We start from the raw sequence: 22,406 nt of genomic DNA, 5'->3' as shown, positions 1-22,406 counted from the left end.
AAGGATTCGCTACTGACAAAACTTGACAAGAGAGTGTGTCCCAATCTGGAATAAGCCGGAAACTCCGCTTATTTTCAAAATGGACACACCCTCTTGCCGTTTATAAAGTGCGCCTCCGCTTATTCGAGCGTGGCCTTATTGACAATGGCTCTCGACTTGGACAGTTCTTCTTCGCCTTTGACACCGGTAATCTTGAGCTGGAAGTCGAGCACGTCTTTCTCCACAAATGCATTCACATAAAGGATACCCTCGTTGTCGATATTGAACGTTACAGAAATGGGAGTGCCCTTCGGCCAGTCCTTGGTAAGGGTCAGAACATGGTTGTCGATGAGGTTGCAGAACTTGTCTTCTACCACTTCTTCGGTCGCTTCGTTGGTGAAATCGCTCTCAAAGACTTTCATCGACACGCTACGCTGGTTGGGGACACTGGTCGTAAAGGTCACCGTGCGCTTGGCAGGAAGCGAAGTGTTGGCAAAGATGAGGTTCTGCACTTCGTTCTTGTTCACATCGGTACCATAGGTCTTACTGGTGACATTCACCACCACTGCACGGTCGCCCCTCAAAGGAGCCGGCTTGAAGTCGCTTTCGCCTTCCTCGTAATCCTGAATGGCCTGCGAATAGGCGGCATTCATGGCATAGATGGCGGCACCCTTGGCTACGCATTCGTCGGGGTCGGTGAGCTTGGAGTCGCAACCGAATTCGCGGTCCAGGCGTTCCTTGATCTGAGGCATACGGCTACTACCGCCCACCAGCAGATATTCGTCAATGTTGGTATAACCTTTGTTCTGGGCAATTTCAATCACCTTGCGGGTAGCATCGATCGTTTCGTCCAGACGACTCTCGGTCAACGAGTTGAAGAGGTCGCGGTCGATTTCGATGCGGGCCGTCATGCCTTCGTACTGGATGTTGGCCTTGACCGACTGCTTGGCCGTGAGCTGTTTTTTCTTCTGTTCGGCTTCGAGCAGCAGGGTGTATTTCAGTTCGGGAGAATCTTCGAGGCTATAGGAAGTGCCGTTCTGTTCGTTGAAGACACCCAGCATGTATTCGGCCAATGCCGTATCCCAGTCGACACCACCCAAATGGTGGTCACCTCCGGTAGCGATAACCTTGATGGCACCGCCGTTGACGTTGATGATGGTCACGTCGAAGGTACCACCACCCAGGTCGTAAACCAACACGGTCTTCTTCTGGTCGGTCTTCACGCCGTAGGAAATGGCGGCTGCGGTAGGCTCGTTAATGATGGCGAGCACGTTCAGTCCGGCAATTTCACCGGCCTGCTTGGTCTGCATGCGTTCCTTGGTTCCAAAATAAGCGGGACAGGTGATTACCACATCCTTGATGGGTTCGGGGTTATCGCCCAGGTCGTTGGCGTCCTTCACCAGCTTCTTCAGAATAAAGGCCGAGATTTCTGCCGGATCGTAGTGATGGGGCAGTGTATTGGTAGCCTTGTCGAAGCTGCTGTCCACGCCGATTTCGCGTTTTACGAACACTACGGTCTTGCCGGGCTCGGTAGCCAGCATACCTTTGGCTTCCTTGCCGACCACCACATGTTCCTGGTCTTCAAAATAGACTGCAGAAGGCGTGGTAGCGTCACCTTCGAAATTTCTGAGAACGATTGCCTGATCGAATTTGTCCACTTGCGCGATGCAGCTGTAAGTGGTTCCTAAGTCTATGCCGTATACGGCTCTTGTACTATCCATAATGTATTTAATTATTATTTTCGTATTTATAAACGGTTACTATCGCACTCTTGAACACCTTGCCGGTATTGGCGTCGCGGAAACCACCCTGGCGGCATTCGATGATTTTTCCACCCTGCTCTTTCTGACGGGTTGCAACACTCTGCACGGCAGTGTGTTCCTTGGGCAGGTATTCGCTTCCCGCTTCGGGTTCAAAATAGACCATGTCGTATTCGTCGCCGAGCAGATCCTCTATCATGAGTTTGTCGTTCTCGACGGCCCGAATGGCCAGTTCCAACGCATTTTCCTTTCCTTTGAATTCTTCGCGATTCAGGCTTTTATAGGTACCCGATATACGTTCGAAGATCTTGATGATATTCTTCAGGTAGGGTTTGGCTATGTCCGCATAGAAATCACGGCTGCGCTTCTGAAGTTCATCGTGAAGCTCCTTGATGATCTTGTCCTTATACTGGTTTTCATCCAACATTTTCCGGATTTCCTTTATTTCTTTTTCGAGCCCGGCCGAGGGTATGGAAGAAGCTTGTGCGTGCTGCGTCACATCGGCAGCAGGCTCGGCCGGTACCGGCCGTTGTTCCAACGCTTTTTCACGTTCCTGCAACTTCTGTTCCCATTCCTGCAGTTTCTTCTCGCGTTCGGCCAGTGTCTTGCCGCCGTCCTCCCATTGGGCGAGCTTTTCTTTCAATGAGTCATTTTCGGCCTGCAAGGCTTTGCTCTGTTCTTCCAGTTCCTTGCGCTTCGCCTTCAACTCCTTGTTTTCGGCCTTGAATGCGTCCAAAAGACCAGTCAATTCTTCATTCTGAGCCTGCAATGCAGCTGTAGTACCCTGTTCTTCCGGATGATCGTTTTCCGACGGACCTGTAGAATTCTCTCTCTTGTTCCAAAACGGTGCCATACATTTATTATTTAAAGTTACTCTTATTTAAATGTCAATTCTGAGATTTTGCTTATGCGATTCATGAAAATGTTTACATGGTAAAAGATATCTACTTATCTTAAATTTATAGTATTCACATTTAAGATCCAAACAAAATCCTACGAAATCAAACCGCCCCAAATTTATATATTACACCTAAAAAGTCCAACTATTTACTAATTATATTTTTCAATTTCTCCCTATTTTTATCCCATTTGTAACTAAAAACCGTGACAAGTTTAACAGATTCATTTCAGAAATGTTTAGAACCGGATTATCAAAGTCCAATAAACGTCCACGCCAAACACGTACCGTTATTCCCTTTGAAAATCCATACTCATATCCGTCCATAACAGCCCGCCTTTTCTTTTTTTATCGAAAACTGCAAAGATTTCGAGAACTTTTCTATCTTTGCATTGTTGTTTATGCAATCATTGTCGCCGGAAGGCGGCCATCCAAAAGAAATGAAAATAGCAAGGAATGCAATGAAAAAGTTCTTATGTACCACCTTATTAGCCTTAACGGCCTATACAGCAGGCGCGCAGCAGGTGCTGAGTCTGGACAGTTGTCGTGCACTGGCCATGGCCAACAACAAGGAGCTGCTGATAAGCCAGGAAAAAATCAATGCCGCGCATTACCGGAAGAAGGCGGCATTTGCCAACTACCTGCCCAAGCTGGACGCAACGGGCGCCTACATCCGTAACCAGAAAGAAATATCGCTGCTGAGCGACTCGCAGAAGGATGCCTTGTCCAACATCGGCACCAACCTGAGCGGAGCCCTGCAGAACGGGGTGCAGAACATGATTGCCCAGAACCCGGGCCTGCTGCAGAACCCGCAGTTCGTGCAACTGCTGCAGGCCTTCGGGAGTGTGGACCTGGCCGGACCGCTGAACCAGGTGGGCAGTTCGCTGGCCGACGCCCTGCGCACCGACACGCGCAACATGTTTGCCGGCGCCGTCACGCTGACACAACCGCTGTATATGGGCGGAAAGATAAGAGCTTACAACAAAATCACGAAATATGCGGAAGAACTGGCACGCCAGCAACACAGTACCGGCATGCAGGAGGTGATACTGAACACCGACCAGGCCTACTGGCAGGTGGTGTCGCTGGTACACAAGAAAAGGCTGGCCGAAGGTTACCTGGAACTGCTGAAGAAGCTGGAGGGCGACGTGGACAAGATGATCAACGAAGGTGTGGCCACTAAAGCTGACGGCCTGTCGGTGAAGGTGAAGGTGAACGAGGCCGAAATGACACTGACCAAGGTGGACGACGGCCTGAGCCTGTCGCGCATGCTGCTGTGCCAGCTGTGCGGACTGGACCTGACAACGGAAATCGTACTGGAAGACGAACGGGAAGAGAACCTGGGAGAAGCCGGAATAGCCAGCAACCAGGTGAATATGGAAAGCGTATACGCCATCCGTCCGGAAGTGCGCAGCCTGGAGCTGGCCTCCAAAATCTATGACCAGAAGGTGAACGTGACCCGTTCGGAAATGTTACCCTCCATCGCGCTGATGGGAAGCTACATGGCCACCAGCCCGTCGGTGCTGAACAGCTTCGAAAAGAAATTCAAGGGCATGTGGAACGTGGGGGTGATGGTGTCGGTACCCCTGTGGCACTGGGGCGAAGGCATCAACAAGGTGAAGGCTGCCAAGGCGGAGGCCAACATTGCCCGCTTCCAGCTGGCAGAGGCAAAAGAAAAGATACAGCTGCAGGTGAACCAGTCGGCCTTCAAGGTGAACGAGGCTGCCAAGAAGCTGGTGATGGCTGAGAAGAATCTGGAGAAGGCGGACGAGAACCTGCGCTATGCCACCCTGGGATTTGAAGAAGGAGTGATACCGGCCAGCAACGTGCTGGAAGCCCACACGGCCTGGCTCTCGGCCCAGTCGGAAAAGATAGACGCCCAAATCGACGTGAAGCTGACGGACCTCTACCTGAAGAAGGCGACGGGAGAACTTACTTCAGTTGAGAGTGGAGGGTGGAGAGTGGAGAGTGGAAAGTGAATCATTACTAACTCTCAACTCTCAACTCTCAACCCTCAACTCAATAAAACCCTCAACTCAATTGTCAATTATCAATTTTCAATTATAGAAATGGATACAAAATCGCAAAACAGTAACATGCTGCTGGCCTTCCTGACACTGGTAGGCGTCATCGCAGTAGTGGCCCTGGTAGGCTTCTTCATGCTGCACAAAGGGCCGGAAATGGTTCAAGGACAGGCAGACGTCAACGAATACCGCGTATCGAGCAAGGTGCCGGGACGCATTCTGGAATTCCGCGTGAAGGAGGGACAGGCCGTGAAGGCAGGCGACACCCTGGCGCTGCTGGAAGCGCCGGACGTACAGGCCAAGCTGGAACAGGCACAGGCTGCCGAAGCCGCCGCACAGGCACAGAACGAAAAGGCCATCAAAGGGGCACGCCAGGAACAGATTCAGGGTGCCTACGAGATGTGGCAGAAGGCACGTGCGGGCGTGACCATCGCCGAAAAATCGTACAAACGCGTGAAGAACCTGTACGACCAGGGAGTGATGTCGGCACAGAAGCTGGACGAGGTGACGGCACAGCGCGACGCGGCCATCGCAACGGAGAAGGCGGCCAAGTCGCAGTATGACATGGCCCGGAACGGTGCCGAACGCGAGGACAAGGCTGCCGCAGCGGCCCTGGTTCAGCGTGCACGCGGAGCCGTGGCCGAAGTACAGTCGTACATCAAGGAGACATACCTCATTGCCCAGACAGCAGGAGAGGTTTCGGAAATCTTCCCCAAAGTGGGCGAACTGGTAGGCACGGGAGCGCCCATCATGAACATCGCCGTGATGGAGGACATGTGGGTGAGCTTCAACGTACGCGAGGACCTGCTGAAGGGACTGACTGTGGGTACGGAATTCGAAGCCTACGTCCCGGCACTGGACCGTGACATCCGATTGAAAGTGTACTATATGAAGGACCTGGGCACCTATGCCGCCTGGAAAGCCACGAAGACCGCCGGCCAGTTCGACCTGAAGACGTTCGAAGTGAAGGCCAGTCCGCTGGAGAAAGTCGAAGGACTGCGGCCGGGGATGAGCGTGGTGCTGGAAAAATGAAGAATGGGAAAAATGAAGAATGAGGAATGAGGATTACTTCCATTTTTCCATTCTCAATTTTCAATTATCAATTTTCAATTAAATAAATGAACGCAACGAAATACAAAGCCTTGTGGAACGTGATGAAACGCGAGGGGAAACGCCTCGTGTCACGGCCGCTCTACCTGTTCTGCATGGTGGTGGCTCCGCTGTTCTGCTACGTGTTCTTCACCACCCTGATGGACTCAGGGCTGCCGCAGAACATGCCGGTGGGCGTAGTGGACGAAGACATGACGACCACCTCGCGGCAGCTGGTGCGTAACCTCGACGCCTTTGAGCAGACGGCTGTCGTGGCCCACTATCCCAACGTGACCGAGGCACGGCAGGCCATGCAGCGGGGCGACATCTACGGCTTCTACTACATTCCCGACGGTACCACTGCCAAGGCGCAGGCCCAGCGGCAGCCCAAGGTGTCGTTCTACACCAACAACACGCTGCTCATTGCCGGCTCGCTGCTCTACAAGGACATGAAGATGATGAGCGAACTGGCCTCGGGAGCCGCCGCCCGCTCGGTGCTCTACGCCAAGGGAGCGACGGAAGACCAGGCCATGGGATTCCTGCAGCCCATCGTCATCGACACACATCCACTGAACAATCCGTGGATCAACTATTCGGTCTACCTGAACAATACGTTTGCACCGGGCGTACTGATGCTGCTCATTTTCATGGTGACGGTATTTTCCATCGGCGTGGAAATCAAGGACCGCACTGCCCGCCAATGGTTGCGTACCGGCAACAACTCCATTCTGATATCACTGACCGGCAAGCTGCTGCCCCACACGGCCGTCTTCTTCCTGATGGGTATTCTGTACAATGTCTACCTGTACGGTTTTCTGCACTTCCCGTGCCAGAGTGGCATCCTGCCGATGCTCTTTGCCACCCTGTGCCTCGTGCTGGCCTCGCAGGGCATGGGTGTGCTGATGATCGGCACCTTGCCCACACTGCGCCTGGGACTGAGCTTCGCTTCGCTGTGGGGCGTGCTGTCGTTCTCGATGTGCGGCCTGTCGTTCCCGGCCATGGGTATGCACCCCACCCTGCAGGCGCTGGCCAACCTCTTCCCGCTGCGCCACTACTTCCTGATCTACGTGGACCAGGCGCTGAACGGGTATCCGATGATCTATTCGTGGACCAACTACGTAGCCCTGCTGCTGTTCATGATGCTGCCGTTCTTCATTGCCCACCGGCTGAAGGCAGCCCTCATTTACTATAAATACGTACCGTGATGAAAAAGGAAATAACGCTGAGACAACATATCAGAGAAGGTATCTGCGACCTGTTCTACATCTGGAAGCAGGAATTCCGTACGACCTTCCGCGACCAGGGGGTACTGATTTTCTTCATCCTGGTACCGCTGGTCTATCCGCTGATCTACTCGTTTATCTACACCAACGAAACACTGCGCGACGTGCCTGCCGTGGTGGTGGACGACTCACGCAGCACGCTGAGCCGCCAATATGTGCGGATGCTCGACGCCAGCCCCGACATACGCGTGGTGGCCCACTGTGCCGACATGGAGGAAGCCAAGCTGGCCCTGCGCAACCGCGACGCCTACGGCATTGTCTACCTGCCCGAAACCTTCAGCGACGACATTGCCGCCGGACGGCAGACGCAGGTGAGCATCTTCTGCGACATGAGCGGACTGATGTACTACAAGGCCATGCTGAGCGCCAATACGGAGGTGTCGCTCGAGATGAACACGGAAATCAAGATAGCCCGCGCCGGCAACACAACCGACCGCCAGGACGAGATAACGGCCTATCCCATCGAATACAAGGACGTGGCGCTGTACAACCCCACCAACGGATTTGCCGCCTTCCTGATTCCGGCCGTGCTGATACTGATTATCCAACAGACACTGCTGCTGGGCATCGGCCTGTCGGCAGGAACGGCCCGCGAGAAGAACCAGTTCCGCGACCTGGTGCCCATCAACCGCCACTACAACGGCACGCTGCGTATAGTCATGGGCAAGGGGCTGAGCTACTTCCTGGTGTATGCACTGGTGTCGGCCTACGTGCTGTGCGTGGTTCCCTGGCTCTTCAGCCTCAACCAGATAGCCCTGCCGGGCGAACTGATACTGTTCACCCTACCCTACCTGAGCGCCTGCATCTTCTTTGCCATGACGGCCTCCATCGCCATCCGCAACCGCGAGACGTGCATGCTGCTGTTTGTCTTCACCTCGGTACCGCTGCTGTTCCTGTCGGGTATCTCGTGGCCGGGCTCGGCCATTCCACCCTTCTGGCGCTATTTCTCGTACCTGTTCCCGTCGACATTCGGTATCAACGGTTACGTGCGCATCAACAGCATGGGAGCCACACTGAACGAAGTGCAGTGGGAATATCAGGCCCTGTGGCTGCAGACCGGCATCTACTTCCTGACCACCTGCCTAGTGTACCGCTGGCAGATTATCCAAAGCCGCCGGCACGTGATCGAGGCTTACAAGCGGTACAAGGAAAAAGGGACGAAATAACGGGAGACCGACTTCCCTTTGTTTTCAGACACAGACAACGCGGAGTATAGACACATCCCCGGTACAGCAGGAATCGCGTTCATTTTAGACTAATTAACAATATATCCTTTGTATTGTTACGACGGTTACGTAGATTTGTAGAGAATTCAAACTAAAAACTATATTCCATGGAAAAATTAACAAAGCAAGAAGAAGAAGCCATGCTGTACATCTGGAGTCTGGAGTATTGTTGCATCAAGGAAATTCTGGCCAAATATTCGACTCCCAAACCGCCCTACACAACGGTAGCCTCGATTGTGAAAAACCTGGAACGGAAAAAGTACGTGAAAGCGTCGCACGTAGGAAACACCTACTATTACAAACCGCTGATTCCGGAAAGTGAGTACAAGCGGACGTTCATGAGCGGCTTTGTACGCAACTATTTTGCCAATTCGTACAAGGAAATGGTGTCGTTCTTCGCCAAAGAACAGAAAATTTCGGCCGGTGAGCTGAAAGACATCATCGACATGATAGAACAAGGGAAGGAAAAGGACTGATAAATTATAAATGATTTAATGGTAAATGATAAATGGTTAAAAGAGGTCTGCTTACCGCTTATCATTAACCATTTATCATTTACCACTAACCACTCAAACCATGGTCTACTTCCTGAAAATCAATGTGGCGATTGCCTTGTTCTACGCCTTCTACAGGCTGTTCTTCTACAAGGATACGTTCTTCGGCTGGAGACGGACGGCACTGCTGTGTTTCTTTGCCGTATCGGTTGTCGTACCGCTGCTTGACATCCAGAACTGGATAGAGCAACAGGAACCCATGGCAGCCATGGTGGACCTGTATGCATCGGTGGTTCTGCCGGAAATCACTCCGGCCATACAGGAAGGAACAGACTGGAAACAGCTGCTGGCCGGCAGCATGCGTATCGTTTACTGGCTGGTGGTTACCCTGCTGGCGGCGCGCTTCCTTATCCAACTGACAGGCATCATCCGCCTGGCACGCCACTGCCTCACACAGAAGATAGACGAAACCACCGTACACCTGCTTCCCGATGCGGAAGGACCGTTTTCCTTCTTCCACTGGATATTTGTCTGCCCGGATGCACATACCGACGAAGAGCTGAAAGAAATACTGGCACACGAAAAGACCCATGCCTGCCAATGGCACTCCATCGACGTACTGGTCGGCGAACTGGCGTGTATCTTCTGCTGGTTCAATCCGTTTGTCTGGCTCATGAAGCGGGAGATACGGACCAATCTGGAGTATCTGGCCGACGAAAAGGTGCTGGAGACCGGTCACGACTCGCGTACCTACCAATATCACCTATTGGGCCTGGCACACCAGAAGAGCGCGGGTACCCTCTACAACAGCTTCAATGTCCTGCCCCTCAAAAGGCGCATCATGATGATGAACAAACGGCGGACCCGTGCCATCGGAAGGACCAAATATGTAATGTTCTTCCCACTGGCCGCCCTGCTGATGGTTGTGAGCAACATCGAGGCCGTAGCACGTGCCACGCAGAAGATTACAACCGAAGTCATCGAACCGGTCAATCCGGAAGAGTGGAGCCTGTCGAGAGAAAAGATTGTTGTCATGGACGACGAACCGACTCCCATGTTCCGCGAAAAGGAGAAAGACAGCACAGAGGAGGATATTTTCGAAGTCGTGGAAAAAATGCCCCGCTTCAAGGGAGGCACAACGGCCTTGATGCAATACTTGTCCAAAAACATCCATTACCCCACAACAGCCATGGAAGCAGGTAGACAAGGACGCGTCACCGTGCAGTTCATCGTAACCAAGGACGGCAACATCGAACAGGTAAAAATCTTGCGCGGCGTCTCCCCCGAACTGGACACAGAAGCCATCCGCGTCATCAGCAGCATGCCCAAATGGATACCGGGTGAACAACGGGGGAAAAGGGTCAACGTGAAATATACCGTTCCCGTGATGTTCCGCCTGCAATAATCCGCCAGCCACACCCCGAACAAAAAAAACATTCACCACCGGTTACACAGATTGTCACAGATTATAAAACAGCTATGCCAATCCGGGTAATCAGTGGTGAATCAGAAAACGCCTCTATTACTCGGCAGTGAATGGTTATTTCTTTACCTGCACAATTCGTGTGGGTTCCATCTCGATGTTGCGCTTGTCTACCTGACGTACCACGGCAGCAGCCAGCTGCAGGAAGGCACGACCGGTAACGGTATCCGAATCGAGAGCTACGGGCGTACCCTTATCACCGCTCTCGCAGATGCTCTGCACAATGGGAATCTGCCCCAGCAAAGGTACTTTCAATTCCTCGGCCAGCTGCTTGCAGCCATCCTTGCCGAAGATGTAATACTTGTTTTCCGGCAGTTCGGCGGGAGTGAACCATGCCATGTTCTCCACCAGTCCCAGGATGGGTACGTTCACCTTCTCGTTGGTATACATGTCCACGCCCTTACGTGCGTCGGCCAGGGCTACCTGCTGCGGCGTGCTGACGATGACGGCACCCGTAATGGCAAGTGTCTGGAGCAGCGTCAGGTGGATATCGCTCGTGCCCGGAGGAGTGTCGAGGATGAAGTAGTCCAAGTCGCCCCAGTCGGCGTCGCCCACGAGCTGTTTCAGGGCGTTGCTGGCCATACCGCCACGCCACAAGGTAGCCTGTTCGGGGTTGACGAAGAAGCCGATGGAAAGGAGTTTCAGGCCGTACTTCTCGATGGGAATGATGAGGTCGCGGCCGTCGATGCGCTCGGCATAGGGACGGGCGTCTTCCACCTGGAACATCTTGGGGACGGAGGGACCGAAGATATCGGCATCGAGCAGGCCGACCTTGTAGCCCAGCTTCACGAGGGCCACAGCCAGGTTGGCGGCCACGGTGCTCTTGCCCACCCCACCCTTGCCGCTGGAGACGGCGATGACGTTCTTCACACGGGGCAGCATCTTGCCCGGTTCGGGGCGAGCGGCCTGGCGGCTTTCGGTCGTAATCGTCACTTCCACATCGGGCGACACGTAGGTATGGATGGCCGTCTCGGCCGATTTCAGCATGGATTTCATGAAGGGGTCGGTGGGCTTCTCGAAGATGAGCGAGAAGCTGACCTTCATGCCGTCGATGCGCAGGTTGTCAGCCACCATTTCGGCTTCGACAAGGTTCTTGCCGTTGCCCGGATAGCGCACGGTGGCCAGTGCGTCGAGAATGAGTTTCGGATAGAGAGTCATAATATATCTGTTTTTTATTTGCTTGTCTGAAGTCCGCTCCGCTTGCTGCGGTTGTAGCTCCGGTAGTCGTCCAGCTCGATTTCCACGTCGGGCTCGGTGAGCGTCCCTTCGTGCGGCAGGCGGAAGCGGAGGTACTTGATGTTGAGCCCACGGTCCAGCCATTGCTGCTCGTAGTAGGTGCGGATGCCGAGTATCTCGTCGGCCAGGCCGGAATGGTAAAGATCCTCGGTCATCACTTCGACGGGCAAGTGGTTGTGCTCCACCATATACCGGGTGTAGGTGAACATGAAGTTACTGTCCGTCTTGAGGTGTACCAGTCCGCCGTCCACGAGGAATCGGCGGTAGCGTTCCATGAAGTAGGTGGACGTCAGGCGCTTGGTGGCCTTCTTCATCTGCGGGTCGGAGAAGGTGAGCCATATCTCGCTCACCTCGCCCGGTGCGAAGAAGCGGTCGATAATCTCAATCTGGGTACGCAGGAAGGCGACATTGGTCATGCCTGCCTGGAGCGACTCGGTGGCTCCGGTCCACATACGCGCGCCCTTGATGTCCACCCCGATGAAGTTCTTCTCGGGGAAGAGACGGCCCAGGCCTACGGTGTATTCGCCGCGGCCGCAACCCAGTTCGAGCACGATGGGACGGTCGTTCTTGAAGAACCTCTCGCCCCAGTGGCCCTTCATGTCGAAGGGTACATCGTCCACAACCGAATAGGGGTATTCAAACACGTGCGGGTAATCCCGCATATCTGCAAACTTAGCTAATTTTCCTTTTCCCATAATTTAGAAAGTCTCCACCCAGCCGGTGTAGTTGTAAAACAGCCGGTCGGTGAAGATTTGGTGAAACAATGCATATTGGTCGATGCCCGTACAATGGCACACACCCAACCGTTGAGGCAGGTGGTCGACCAGGTAGCGGGCTATCACTTCGTTCTTCCCTGCCCCACACGTGCGGATGTGGAAACCACCCAGCACCAGCCTCAGATTGGCGTCGGGGAAGGTGTCCAGCACCGTGCGGAGAATGTTGGTGATGCCGCGGTGCGAGCAGGCACTCAGCACGGCCACGTCGCTTCCGCGCTTCAGCACCAGCGCCAGTTCGTCGTCGAAACGATCGGGGCGCCGTTCTCCGTCGGCCAGCGTGTAGAAACGGTCGAAGTGGGTATCTTCCTCGTCGGCTATGGGCAGACGGGGAAAGACGAAGACACCCGGCAAGAGTTCCTCCACCTCGTCCACAAAGCGGAAGCGGGTGGTGTCGAGGGTTTCGGGATGCATCAGGCCGTTCTCGCGCTCGTCCTTGAACTTGGGACGCAAGGCTTCGCGCTTGCACACCACCGTGGCTCGTTGGTTCAGCCGCAGGAAATGGTGCAGGCCGCCCGTATGGTCACGATGTCCGTGCGAAAGGACCAGGTAGTCCACCTCGCCCAGGTCGATGCCCATCAGCCGCGCGTTGCGGATGAAAAGGTCGGACGCTCCCGTATCGAACAGCACCTTGCGGCCCCCTACCTCAACAAGCAGGGAAAGCCCGTGCTCTCCCTGCAATCCCTTGCCGTAAACAACGTTCTCGACGAGGGTCGTTATCTGGATGTCTCCGTTCACGCCTGTCATTCTACGATGGTTACCCAGCCATGTACGTCGGGCTCGTCACCATACTGGATGGCGCGCAGCTTGTGATAGAGCTTGGAGCTGATTTCACCCGGCTTGCCGTCTTTTGAGATGACATATGAGCGGTTGTTCTCGGGGTCGTCGATGCGTTGGATGGGGCTGATGACGGCTGCCGTGCCGCAGGCGCCTGCCTCTTCGAACGTGGTGAGTTCCTCTTCGGGGATGGGACGGCGTTCTACTTTCAGGCCCATGTCTTCGGCCAGCTGCATCAGGCTCTTGTTGGTGATGGAGGGCAGAATAGAGGTAGAAAGCGGAGTGATGTATGTATTGTTCTTGATGCCAAAGAAGTTGGCGGCACCACATTCATCCATATACTTCTTTTCCTTGGCGTCTAGGTAGAACTCAGCCGAGTATCCTCCTTCGTGGGCTTCCTTGCTGGCGCGGAGGCTGGCTGCATAGTTGCCACCTACCTTGAACGTACCGGTACCGAGCGGAGCTGCACGGTCGTACTTGCGGGTAATGACGTAGGGAGTGGTGGCAAATCCGCCCTTGAAGTACGGGCCTACGGGAGTGACGAATATCAGGAAGAGGTATTCATTGGAAGGTTTCACACCTACCTGTGCTCCTGTACCAACCAGCAACGGACGGATGTAGAGGGATGCACCGCTCTCATAGGGCGGGATGAAGCGTTCGTTCAGCTTCACTACCTTCAATACGGCCTCACGGAAACGTTCGGTCGACAGCTCGGGCATCAGGATGCCGCGGCAAGTAGATTGCAGGCGGGCAGCGTTCTCTTCCAAGCGGAAGATGCGCACTTTTCCGTCTTTGCCACGGAAGGCTTTCAACCCTTCAAAGGCTTCCTGTCCGTAGTGCAGGCAGGTGGCTGCCATGTGCATGGGGATGGTTTCTTCGCTGCATACTTCCAGCTCTCCCCACTGACCGTTACGATGATAAATTCTCACGTTGTAGTCTGTCTTCATGTATCCGAAGGACAGATTTGACCAATCAATTTCTTTCATATCTTTTGTATTTTGAGTATTCCTATAGTACAACTTGCAACAAAAATACTCTTTATTCTTCACTTTCTTGCTTTTCGGCCAGTATTTTTTCGATTTCCCGGTCGGCTTTCGTCAGTTTGCTCTCGCAGAAGGCGATGATTTCGTTGGCTTCCTTGATTTTTTCGGCCAGCTGGTCAATCTCCAGTTCGTTGTTGTCAATCTGGTTGACAATCTTTTCCAGGCGGGCCATAGCCTGCGAGTAGGTTTCTTTTTTCTTGGGTACGGGCATATCTTGATTGCTATTTGATGTTTTTTACAATGGAGGTGAATGTTCCCTTATGAACCTGCGTCACCAGCACGTCGCCCTCGTGCAGCCGGGAGGCGTCCTTCACGGCACGCCCGTCCTTCAGCGTCAGGCTGTAGCCGCGGGCCAGGAGTTTCTCGGGCGAAGCGTCAGCCAGGCGTTGGTGGAGCAGCTCCAGCCGATGGCGGTGGCGTGCCAGCAGCGTCTCCACGGAGCGGTGCAGGTCTTTGCGGGCGGTGAGCAGCTCCAGCTTGGCGGACGACACGCGGCGGACGGCCGACGCGGGGATGCGGTTGCGGCATTGGTACAGGCGCCGGCGCTCCTGCTCCAGGCGGGCGGTCACACCTTCGTGCAGGCGGACGGCCAGTTCGTTCAGGCGGTCGGCAGCCTCATCCATACGGGCGATGAGGTATTCGGCGGCGGCGGTCGGGGTCTTCACGCGGACGTGGGCCACGGAGTCGAGCACGGTGTCGTCGCGTTCGTGCCCGATGCCGGTGATGATGGGCAGGGGGAACTGGGCGCAGGCGGCGGCCAGCAGGTAGGTGTCGAAGCACGAGAGGTCGGACGTGGCGCCTCCGCCACGGATGATGACCACCACATCAAACTGGTCCACCCGGCTGTTGATGGCATCCAGCGCCTCGAGAATGGATGCCTCCACACGGTCACCCTGCATGGCGGCGGCAAAGAGGGTCACCTGGAAGGTATAGCCACGCGGATTGTGCTCCAGCTGATGGCGGAAGTCGCCATAACCCGCCGCCGTGGGCGAAGAGATGACGGCCACACGCCGGGGCAGCACGGGCATGGGCAACTCCTTGTTCAGCGTCAGCACACCCTCGTCCTCGAGCTGCTTCAGTATCTCGCGGCGGCGGCGTGCCATGTCGCCCAGCGTATAGGTGGGGTCGATGTCATGCACGGTCAGGCTGAAGCCGTAGAGTTCGTGGAAAGAGACGCTGACCTGCACCAGCACCTTGATGCCCGCCTCGAAAGCCTGCCCCGTGCTCTCCTCGAAGTAAGGACGGAGCAGGCGGAAGACGTTGCTCCAGATGACGCCGCGCGCCTTGGCCACGAGGTTGTTGCCCCGCGGGTCCTTCTGCACGAACTCCACGTAGCAATGGCCCGTGGCGGGATGCATGCGCACCTCGCTCAGCTCGGCCTGCACCCAATATTCATCGGGCAGACACTGCTCCAGGCTGCGTCGCACCAGGGCGTTGAGGTCGTATAGGGATAAAGCTTCCGGCATATTCTTTCAAAAAAAGATTACTTTCACAAAAAAAGTTTCAATAGTTGTCATTACAACGAAACTAGTAGTTCCAAGGTAGTTCCATTTTATGAAACTACTGGTTTCATTGAATGAAACCGGTAGATTCATTGAACGAAACCGGTGGTTTCATTGGATGAAACCATTCCGAACCTTCCTAATCATTTATCGGGATGTTGGCGAAGGTATTCCTGATAAGCCTTCCAAAGGTCGGGCACGCCATAACCATAAATATTGTCAGGATAAGCGGCGCGGTCGCCCGAACGGCGTACCAGTTCAATCACCTCTTTGGCCGTCAGCTTGGGGCAGGCCTGCCACAGACAGGCCACCATGCCACACATGATGGGCGAAGCGAACGAAGTACCGTTGGCCTGGCGCAGGTTACCGTCGGTACCCATCACGTCGGCCTTGTAGCCCACAGCCACCACATCGGGCTTGATGCGGCCGTCCGCCGTATTGCCGATGGACGAGAAAGAGGCCAGCACGCCATTCTTGCCCACCGCTCCCACGGTCAGCACGTTGTCGGCATCGCCCGGAGGGGTGATTTTCTTCCACGGACCGGCTCCCGCATTGCCTGCGCTGCATACCAGCACCATACCCTTGTCGGCCACGTGCGAAGCCTGACGCGACATCAGTGCGTAACGGCCGTCCAGCTGGCGGTACTCATAGTTTTTCTGCTTGTCGTCGAATTCATAGTAGCCCAGCGAAGTGTTGATGACGTCCACGCCCACACTGTCGGCAAACTCGACGGCGGCCGACCAGTAGTCCTGCTCCACCAGATTCTCGGAGTAGTCGTCCTCGCTGCGCAACAGCCAGTAGGAAGCCTCGGGAGCAGTACCCACCATCACCTTCGGACGGTTCAGCCCCATGCACGACCACACGGCCATGCCGTGGCTCTGCTCGGCAAAGATGTCGGCACGGGGGTTGACAAAGTCCTTTGTACCCAGCACACGGTTCATATCGAAGGCCGTGATGCGGTCGGCGTTGTGATAACCGGCGTCGATGACGGCGATGGTCATCCCCTGTCCGCGGAAACCCGCCTCGTGCAGCTTGTCGCCATGACTCAGCTGAATCTGTGCAGCACCTGCACCGTAGTAACTTTCAGGATGCTTCTCGGGACGGTTCACCAGCGAATCGCGTTGGGGCGTCACCACCTCCTTGGCAGGGCGCATCCACACCCGTTCGGTGGAGCGTACGAAAGGCAGGGCGGCGATGCGGCCGATGGCCGACGAGTCGTTGCACGACACCGTCACGAAGTTTTCCCACTTGCCCGTCACCACGATGTTCACTCCCTGCTGCCGTATCTTGTCCACGTAGCTGCGGCACACAGGCAGGTCGGTAGAGTCCACCTCCAGCCCCTGGCGGTGGCGGCGTTCCAAAGCCTTCGCAGACAAAAATTCTTCAGGACGTTGCAAGGAGTACTCTGTAGCCGCCTTGTCCTTCAGGCAGATGCGGAACTTCAGCGTATCCTGTTGCGCACCCGCCGACAGGACGGCCAGGGTGCAGACCAATAAACCAATCATTCGTTTCATATCATTTTCAATTATCAATTTTCAACATACATTCCAATTCCCCGTTGCGAAGCGATAAACGCTCCGCCCACCACGCGGCGACCGATATAGAACACCGCCGACTGGCCGGGTGCGATGGCCGACGCCTCTTCCTGGAAGTGCACCAGCAGGCGTCCGTCCTCCAGACGGCTCACCGTGCAGGGAATGGGACGGCTGCGGTAGCGGATGCGCACCGTCAGGCTGTCGCTTCCGAATACCTCCGCCTCGTCCGTCAGGCAGTCCTGCTCGGCCAGCATGTAGCGCGTCTTCAGCTGCTCGGCGTCACCCAGCATCACGGTGTTCTTCTGCGGATTGATTTTCAGCACGTAGGCCGGCTTGCCCAAGGCTATCTCCAGCCCCTTGCGCTGACCGATGGTATAATACGGAAAGCCTTTGTGTTCGCCCAGCTTCACGCCCTCGGCGTTCACAAACCACCCCTTGCCCACCTCGGTATCTATCTCGGGGCTATGCTCGCGCAGGAAGTCACGATAGTCGCCTTTGATGAAACACACTTCCATGCTCTCGCCCTCGTCGGCCTTCAGCGTGTAGCCCTTGTCGCGCAGGTAGTCGCGCACCTTCAGCTTGGTATATTCGCCCAGAGGGAAAAGGCAGCGGCGCAGCACGTCCTGCCCCAGCCGCCACAGGAAGTACGACTGGTCCTTCTTGTCGTCGTCGCCCGCCACGATGTAGCGTTTGCCGTTCCGGTCCTCCAGCCGCGTATAGTGGCCCGTGGCGATGTAGGCACAACCCAAGCGGTCGGCCCACTCCGTCAGGATGCGGAACTTAAACAGCGGGTTGCACATCACACAGGGGTTGGGCGTGCGTCCCGCGCGGTATTCGTCGATAAAATATTGTACGATGGTGCGGCGGAAGCCTTCGCGCTCGTCGGCCACGTGGTGCTCGATGCCCATACTCTCGGCCAGGCGGCGTGCCTCCACCGGCTCGTCGCCCCACACCCACATGGTGAGACCCACAATCTCGTAGCCCTGCTCGCGCAGCATCAGGCACGTGGCGGTACTGTCTATACCGCCGCTCATGCCCACCAAAACTCTCTTTTCAGGTACGTTCATAAACTGTAGTTTCTATTATATGGAAAGCAAAGGTACGTTTTTTTGCCCATTCTTCCGCATCCCCTATTCACAAAATGGTCAAAGCGATGCAGGCACAGGCCTCGGCATCGGCCAGGGCATGGTGGTGGCGCGTCAGGTCGTAACCGCATCGGGCAGCCACCGTCTGCAACTGGTGGTTGGGTAGCTGCTTGCCGAAAGTGCGTCGCGAGGCACGGCAGGTACAATAGAAAGTATAGTCGGGATAGCCCATGCCGAAAGCCTTGAAGGCTGCCCGCAGGCACCCCTCGTCGAAGGGGCTGTTGTGAGCCACCAACGGAAGGCCCTCCAGCCGCGGAGCCACCTCCTGCCAGACGACGGGAAACTCGGGTGCACGGTCGGTATCTTGTCGCGTCAGCCCATGCACCTGCGTATTCCAATAGCTGTAATAGTTGGGAAACGGGCGTATCAACCGGTATATTTTCTCCCTGACCACTCCGTCCCTCACAATGACGATACCCACGCTGCACACGCTGCTCCGTTCGCCGTTGGCTGTCTCGAAATCGATGGCTGCAAAGTCTTTCATCGGAATATTCTCCTCTTTTGTTTCGGGCAAAAATATAAAAATATCCGCACTCTCATCGTTGTAACACAAACGAAATACATCTGTCACACCTTCATAACACATATTTCCGAGCTTTGCACCCGAAAATCAATGAGCAAAACCATTCAAACGATCAAGATGAAGAAAACAATCCTCCTGCTGGCGGCCGCGCTGATGGCCGCGTCCACCCTCTCCGCCCAAAGCGCGGGAAACGATGAAGACGGGAAGAAAATCGACAAGGAAAAGCTGGAAACCAAAGACTACCTGCCCAAGGTGAACGGAACCATCCGTGCCAAGCACGAATACCAGACGGGCATGGGAGCCGGCCGTTTCGAGGTGCGCAACGCACGCGTCAGCCTGACGGGCAACATCCTGCCCATCGTGGCCTACAAGGCGGAAATTGACCTCTCGGACGAAGGACAGATCAAAATGCTCGATGCCTATGCCCGCATCTTCCCTGCCAAGGGACTGACGGTGACGGCCGGACAGATGCGCGTGCCTTTCACCATCGACGCTCACCGCTCACCCCACCAGCAATACTTCGCCAACCGTTCGTTCATCGCCAAACAGGTGGGCAACGTGCGCGACGTGGGCCTTACCTTGGGCTACGAACTGCCCACCACCCTGCCCGTCAAACTGGAAGGAGGACTCTACAACGGCACGGGACTGACCAACCAGAAGGTGTGGCACAAGGAGGTGAACTACTCTGCCAAGGCCGTCGTCCTGCCCACCGAAGGACTGAACCTCACCCTGAGTGTGCAGGGCATCAAGCCCGAAGACGTATGGATGCGCTCCTACGACATCGGCACCTACTATGAGGCAGGCCGCTTCCACATCGAAGGCGAATACCTCTACAAGCAGTATTCGGACAACGCTTTCAAGGACGTGCACTCCGTCGACGCCTTCATCAACTACGACCAGCCTCTGAAGAAAGTCTTCCAGAAGATGTCTTTCCTGGCCCGATACGACATGATGACCGACCAAAGCGACGCCAAGACCCGCGACGAAGCCACAGGTGCCCTGACCATTACCGACTACAAGCGCCACCGACTGACGGGCGGCATCACCTTCAGCCTCAGCAAGGCCTTCCGCACGGACATCCGCCTGAACTACGAGAAATATTTCTACCCCGAAGGCAGCATCGCCAAGGAATCGGAGCAGGACAAGGTGGTGCTGGAACTGATGGTCCGCTTCTGACGAAATGACACTTTGATTTCCCGACCGCCTGAGAATCGCGTATTTCCACCCAAAGGCAAGGCCGTCGCCAAAGAACGAAGTGTTTTTCCGTATCAAGCTATCCATCAGAAGGATAGCAAAATCTTTACATTTGAAATAGAAGAAAACGACCGCCGCCAGAGAAGAAAACAACAGAAATGTGGCACTTTGGCGGCGTAACTATGGACTTCAGCGGCGTAAAGTGGCACTTCAGGAGCAGAGAACATACACTTTTCCGATGCAGAACATACACTTTTCCTGCGGAAAACATACACGCTGACGAGGGGAAACATGCAATGGGAAGCCCACAAACAGACTTCCATCCCACAGAAAAGCCGCATTCAGCCCCGTTTTTCTTTCTATTTCAAGCTCTTTACAAAAGGCACGTGTCAGCAAAAAAGTCCATCCGGCAACCTTTTGCCGATATTCAGCCACAATCTGCGACACTTTGTCCTTTACCGAAACGGCACTTACCTCCTGCTTGACCCTCACTTTTCCGCCCGAAGGCTTGCTTTTTTCAAAAAAAATCCGTATCTTGGACGAAAGAAAAAAACAGCTTATGGCCCAACCTAAACTACCGAACCTATCGGACAACGAACAGGCCCTGCTGTACCAGAAACTGAACCTGTACAACCGGGGCAGAGCCTCCTACAAGGAGGCCGGAGCCTATCTGGTCGTGCTTCCGCGCGAGGGAAAACCGCAGTACACCCTGTGGGTCTACTCTCCCCTGCCCAGCCGCCAGTCCATCTTCTACCTCTGCGACCTCTCGGCCGACGTCCACGAAGCCCTGCGCATGGCCAGCACCCTCTGCTTCTACTCCACCCGCAGCCTGTATCTGACGGAATACAACGCCAAGCGCATGCAGAGCAGAGGCGACGACCTTATCCCCTTCGGCAAATACCGTGGCCACTTCCTGCACGAGATACTGAACATCGACCCTGCCTATCTGGGGTGGATAGCCTACAAGTTCGAACCGCGCATCCCCAAGCAGGCACGTTTCGTGCTCATCGCCCGCATCTACCACTCCGCCTACCTGGACATCCAGCGCCGCAAGATGCACCAAAAGCCCACCGGCTCTTTCCTGGGCAAGGAAGGCGACAGGCTGGAAAACCTGACGCTGAGGGTCACCACCGTGCGCGTGGAAGACAATCCCTACAAGACGCAGGTGCGCAACGGCACGGCCTTCTTCTACGTCCGCCAGCAGCTCCGGCTGAAGGACGCGTCGGGCAACTGCGTCGCGCTGACCGTCAATGCCCACACGGCCAGCCGCCACTCCTGCACGCTACCCGCCACCGAGCACGCCTATCAGGTGGGCGAAACCATAAAAATAGCCTCGGCACGGGTGGCCCGCACCTATATGGTGGGAGCTACACCCTGCACGAGGCTGCATTACGTCAGGCTTCAATAAACGATTATTTCTTCACAAAACTGTCAGGATAGGTCGAACGGTTCACCTGCTGGCCGCCGGCCAGGTCAATCCATGTATCAAACGTACGCTGCCCTTCCTTCAGTACGATGACACGGGCACCGTTGGGCAGGTGGTTGTAAACGGTATTCCCGCCTGTGTAACGTCCGTAGGCCAGCAGGATGCCGTGCCACATCACAGCATAGTCGTTGTCATGGTCGTGGCCCACGAAGACGCCCATCACATCGCCCGCTTCCTTCATGGCGGTGAACATACCCGTATTCAGGGCAGGCGCACAGGCTCTCTCCATACGCGTACCTATCAGAATGGCTCCTTCGCTGGAGGCAGCCTGGTTGTATTCGGGCAGCGGAATGTGGAAGAAAGACAGGGCAGGCAGCGGTTGGCCCCCGTTGGCCTCCGTAAACGCAGCGCTCTGGCGGCGGTAGTTCTCCACCTGGTCGAACGTCAGCCAGTCGTATCCCTTCACATCCTTCAATTTGGAATAGGAATGGGAGTCGAAGAAATAGAGTGCGGCCGCATGGCTTCCCTTGCCGTCGGACGACTGCACCGTCAGGGTATAGTCCGGTGAAGCCTGCTCTCCACGGTCGGGCATCAGACAGCCGGGTACGGAGCGGATAATGTCATACAGCTGTGTACGAGTCATGCCCTGCTCGTCGTCATGGTTTCCGAACGTTACGACAAACGGCACGTTGTGGGCCGCTACCCGTTCGAGCACCGTACGCATTCCCTTGTCGGCCGGCTTGGCATAAATCACGTCGCCTGTCAATACAACCAGGTCGGGACGCTCGGCCTTCAGCACTTCATCAATACGCTCCAGCGCAATGTCCGAAGCCGGATTGCCATACTTGAAATGGACATCGGTAAACTGAACAATCTTGAACTCACCCGCCTTGTTGAACTTCAGGGCGGCATTCTGGGCATGCAGGGTAACGAACCCCATACCCATCAGAAACAGAAAAAACAAAATACGTTTCATGGAGAATTAAACCAAAGATATAAATTAATGAATAATGAAT

19 protein-coding genes and 1 pseudogene are annotated in these 22,406 nt (G+C 55.2%); 8 read left to right on the top strand and 12 right to left on the bottom strand.

Features of this window, described 5'->3' with window-relative positions; all coding sequences use genetic code 11:
* Positions 1-119 precede the first annotated feature (119 nt).
* Both RDO88_RS11775 and RDO88_RS11770 read right to left on the bottom strand, forming a co-directional pair.
* Positions 120-1,700: an Hsp70 family protein gene (locus tag RDO88_RS11775; RefSeq protein WP_307759557.1), complete on the bottom strand. Its 1,581-nt coding sequence runs from the start codon at positions 1,698-1,700 to the stop codon at positions 120-122.
* Positions 1,701-1,707: 7 nt separating this feature from the next.
* Entirely contained in the window at positions 1,708-2,592 is an 885-nt protein-coding gene (locus tag RDO88_RS11770; protein WP_307759556.1) for a nucleotide exchange factor GrpE, read from the bottom strand.
* Between the two features lie 506 nt (positions 2,593-3,098).
* On the opposite strand from RDO88_RS11770, the gene RDO88_RS11765 reads away from it, so the two are divergent.
* From RDO88_RS11765 to RDO88_RS11740, 6 genes and pseudogenes are all read left to right on the top strand, one after another.
* Entirely contained in the window at positions 3,099-4,616 is a 1,518-nt protein-coding gene (locus RDO88_RS11765) for a TolC family protein (RefSeq protein ID WP_307759555.1), read from the top strand.
* A 90-nt stretch (positions 4,617-4,706) separates the two neighbouring features.
* Complete coding sequence (locus RDO88_RS11760; protein ID WP_307759554.1) at positions 4,707-5,693, top strand: biotin/lipoyl-binding protein; 987 nt, start codon at positions 4,707-4,709, stop codon at positions 5,691-5,693.
* Between the two features lie 86 nt (positions 5,694-5,779).
* Positions 5,780-6,955, top strand: a complete 1,176-nt coding sequence (locus RDO88_RS11755) for an ABC transporter permease (protein ID WP_307759553.1) — start codon at positions 5,780-5,782, stop codon at positions 6,953-6,955.
* Positions 6,955-8,199 carry an ABC transporter permease gene (locus RDO88_RS11750; RefSeq protein ID WP_307759552.1) on the top strand — a complete coding sequence of 415 codons (1,245 nt, stop codon included), beginning with the start codon at positions 6,955-6,957 and terminating at the stop codon, positions 8,197-8,199. The genes RDO88_RS11755 and RDO88_RS11750 overlap by 1 nt, the downstream gene beginning before the upstream one ends.
* 167 nt (positions 8,200-8,366) lie before the next feature.
* Positions 8,367-8,735, top strand: a complete 369-nt coding sequence (locus RDO88_RS11745; protein WP_307759551.1) for a BlaI/MecI/CopY family transcriptional regulator — start codon at positions 8,367-8,369, stop codon at positions 8,733-8,735.
* A gap of 100 nt (positions 8,736-8,835) precedes the next feature.
* Positions 8,836-10,152, top strand: a pseudogene (locus RDO88_RS11740) (TonB family protein); the annotation flags it as partial.
* 141 nt (positions 10,153-10,293) lie between these two features.
* On the opposite strand, the gene RDO88_RS11735 reads toward RDO88_RS11740, so the two are convergent.
* The 9 genes from RDO88_RS11735 to RDO88_RS11695 form a co-directional block, all read right to left on the bottom strand.
* Entirely contained in the window at positions 10,294-11,394 is a 1,101-nt protein-coding gene (locus RDO88_RS11735; protein WP_307759550.1) for a P-loop NTPase, read from the bottom strand.
* A gap of 14 nt (positions 11,395-11,408) precedes the next feature.
* Positions 11,409-12,167 (bottom strand): tRNA (guanosine(46)-N7)-methyltransferase TrmB, encoded by a 759-nt coding sequence (gene trmB / locus RDO88_RS11730; RefSeq protein ID WP_021846926.1) that lies wholly within the window; start codon positions 12,165-12,167, stop codon positions 11,409-11,411.
* A 3-nt stretch (positions 12,168-12,170) separates the two neighbouring features.
* On the bottom strand, positions 12,171-12,992 hold the full coding sequence (locus RDO88_RS11725; RefSeq protein WP_307759549.1) for an MBL fold metallo-hydrolase: 822 nt from the start codon (positions 12,990-12,992) through the stop codon (positions 12,171-12,173).
* A complete protein-coding gene (locus RDO88_RS11720; RefSeq protein ID WP_307759570.1) occupies positions 12,989-14,041 on the bottom strand; it encodes a branched-chain amino acid aminotransferase in 1,053 nt (350 codons plus the stop codon). The genes RDO88_RS11725 and RDO88_RS11720 overlap by 4 nt, the downstream gene beginning before the upstream one ends.
* 19 nt (positions 14,042-14,060) lie before the next feature.
* Entirely contained in the window at positions 14,061-14,276 is a 216-nt protein-coding gene (gene xseB / locus RDO88_RS11715; protein WP_021846923.1) for an exodeoxyribonuclease VII small subunit, read from the bottom strand.
* 10 nt (positions 14,277-14,286) lie between these two features.
* Positions 14,287-15,531, bottom strand: coding sequence for an exodeoxyribonuclease VII large subunit (gene xseA / locus RDO88_RS11710; RefSeq protein WP_307759548.1), 1,245 nt, complete (start codon positions 15,529-15,531; stop codon positions 14,287-14,289).
* 179 nt (positions 15,532-15,710) lie between these two features.
* Positions 15,711-17,081, bottom strand: coding sequence for a S8 family serine peptidase (locus RDO88_RS11705; RefSeq protein WP_307759547.1), 1,371 nt, complete (start codon positions 17,079-17,081; stop codon positions 15,711-15,713).
* A 14-nt stretch (positions 17,082-17,095) separates the two neighbouring features.
* Complete coding sequence (gene mnmA, locus RDO88_RS11700) at positions 17,096-18,169, bottom strand: tRNA 2-thiouridine(34) synthase MnmA (RefSeq protein WP_307759546.1); 1,074 nt, start codon at positions 18,167-18,169, stop codon at positions 17,096-17,098.
* A gap of 67 nt (positions 18,170-18,236) precedes the next feature.
* Complete coding sequence (locus tag RDO88_RS11695; protein WP_307759545.1) at positions 18,237-18,731, bottom strand: exonuclease domain-containing protein; 495 nt, start codon at positions 18,729-18,731, stop codon at positions 18,237-18,239.
* A gap of 156 nt (positions 18,732-18,887) precedes the next feature.
* Between RDO88_RS11695 and RDO88_RS11690 the strand changes: the two genes are divergently transcribed.
* Positions 18,888-19,946, top strand: a complete 1,059-nt coding sequence (locus RDO88_RS11690; protein ID WP_307759544.1) for a porin — start codon at positions 18,888-18,890, stop codon at positions 19,944-19,946.
* 577 nt (positions 19,947-20,523) lie between these two features.
* Positions 20,524-21,372: a hypothetical protein gene (locus RDO88_RS11685; protein WP_307759543.1), complete on the top strand. Its 849-nt coding sequence runs from the start codon at positions 20,524-20,526 to the stop codon at positions 21,370-21,372.
* A 4-nt stretch (positions 21,373-21,376) separates the two neighbouring features.
* Here the strand turns inward: RDO88_RS11685 and RDO88_RS11680 are convergent, their stop codons facing one another.
* Positions 21,377-22,366 carry a metallophosphoesterase gene (locus RDO88_RS11680; protein WP_307759542.1) on the bottom strand — a complete coding sequence of 330 codons (990 nt, stop codon included), beginning with the start codon at positions 22,364-22,366 and terminating at the stop codon, positions 21,377-21,379.
* Between the last annotated feature and the right edge of the window lie 40 nt (positions 22,367-22,406).

It is taken from the genome of uncultured Mediterranea sp., assembly GCF_902493215.1.
In the GTDB taxonomy this organism is placed as follows: domain Bacteria; phylum Bacteroidota; class Bacteroidia; order Bacteroidales; family Bacteroidaceae; genus Bacteroides.
The sequence above is the reverse complement of the archived record's forward strand: the minus strand, read 5'-3'. Positions and strand labels throughout refer to the sequence as shown.

What these genes read in the sequence shown, in the direction of transcription:
- RDO88_RS11775 (WP_307759557.1), bottom strand. Translation starts at nt 1,700, where the DNA reads ATGGATAGTACAAGAGCCGTATACGGCATAGACTTAGGAACCACTTAC.
- RDO88_RS11770 (WP_307759556.1), bottom strand. Translation starts at nt 2,592, where the DNA reads ATGGCACCGTTTTGGAACAAGAGAGAGAATTCTACAGGTCCGTCGGAA.
- RDO88_RS11765 (WP_307759555.1), top strand. Translation starts at nt 3,099, where the DNA reads ATGAAAAAGTTCTTATGTACCACCTTATTAGCCTTAACGGCCTATACA.
- RDO88_RS11760 (WP_307759554.1), top strand. Translation starts at nt 4,707, where the DNA reads ATGGATACAAAATCGCAAAACAGTAACATGCTGCTGGCCTTCCTGACA.
- RDO88_RS11755 (WP_307759553.1), top strand. Translation starts at nt 5,780, where the DNA reads ATGAACGCAACGAAATACAAAGCCTTGTGGAACGTGATGAAACGCGAG.
- RDO88_RS11750 (WP_307759552.1), top strand. Translation starts at nt 6,955, where the DNA reads ATGAAAAAGGAAATAACGCTGAGACAACATATCAGAGAAGGTATCTGC.
- RDO88_RS11745 (WP_307759551.1), top strand. Translation starts at nt 8,367, where the DNA reads ATGGAAAAATTAACAAAGCAAGAAGAAGAAGCCATGCTGTACATCTGG.
- RDO88_RS11735 (WP_307759550.1), bottom strand. Translation starts at nt 11,394, where the DNA reads ATGACTCTCTATCCGAAACTCATTCTCGACGCACTGGCCACCGTGCGC.
- trmB (WP_021846926.1), bottom strand. Translation starts at nt 12,167, where the DNA reads ATGGGAAAAGGAAAATTAGCTAAGTTTGCAGATATGCGGGATTACCCG.
- RDO88_RS11725 (WP_307759549.1), bottom strand. Translation starts at nt 12,992, where the DNA reads ATGACAGGCGTGAACGGAGACATCCAGATAACGACCCTCGTCGAGAAC.
- xseB (WP_021846923.1), bottom strand. Translation starts at nt 14,276, where the DNA reads ATGCCCGTACCCAAGAAAAAAGAAACCTACTCGCAGGCTATGGCCCGC.
- xseA (WP_307759548.1), bottom strand. Translation starts at nt 15,531, where the DNA reads ATGCCGGAAGCTTTATCCCTATACGACCTCAACGCCCTGGTGCGACGC.
- RDO88_RS11705 (WP_307759547.1), bottom strand. Translation starts at nt 17,081, where the DNA reads ATGAAACGAATGATTGGTTTATTGGTCTGCACCCTGGCCGTCCTGTCG.
- mnmA (WP_307759546.1), bottom strand. Translation starts at nt 18,169, where the DNA reads ATGAACGTACCTGAAAAGAGAGTTTTGGTGGGCATGAGCGGCGGTATA.
- RDO88_RS11695 (WP_307759545.1), bottom strand. Translation starts at nt 18,731, where the DNA reads ATGAAAGACTTTGCAGCCATCGATTTCGAGACAGCCAACGGCGAACGG.
- RDO88_RS11690 (WP_307759544.1), top strand. Translation starts at nt 18,888, where the DNA reads ATGAAGAAAACAATCCTCCTGCTGGCGGCCGCGCTGATGGCCGCGTCC.
- RDO88_RS11685 (WP_307759543.1), top strand. Translation starts at nt 20,524, where the DNA reads ATGGCCCAACCTAAACTACCGAACCTATCGGACAACGAACAGGCCCTG.
- RDO88_RS11680 (WP_307759542.1), bottom strand. Translation starts at nt 22,366, where the DNA reads ATGAAACGTATTTTGTTTTTTCTGTTTCTGATGGGTATGGGGTTCGTT.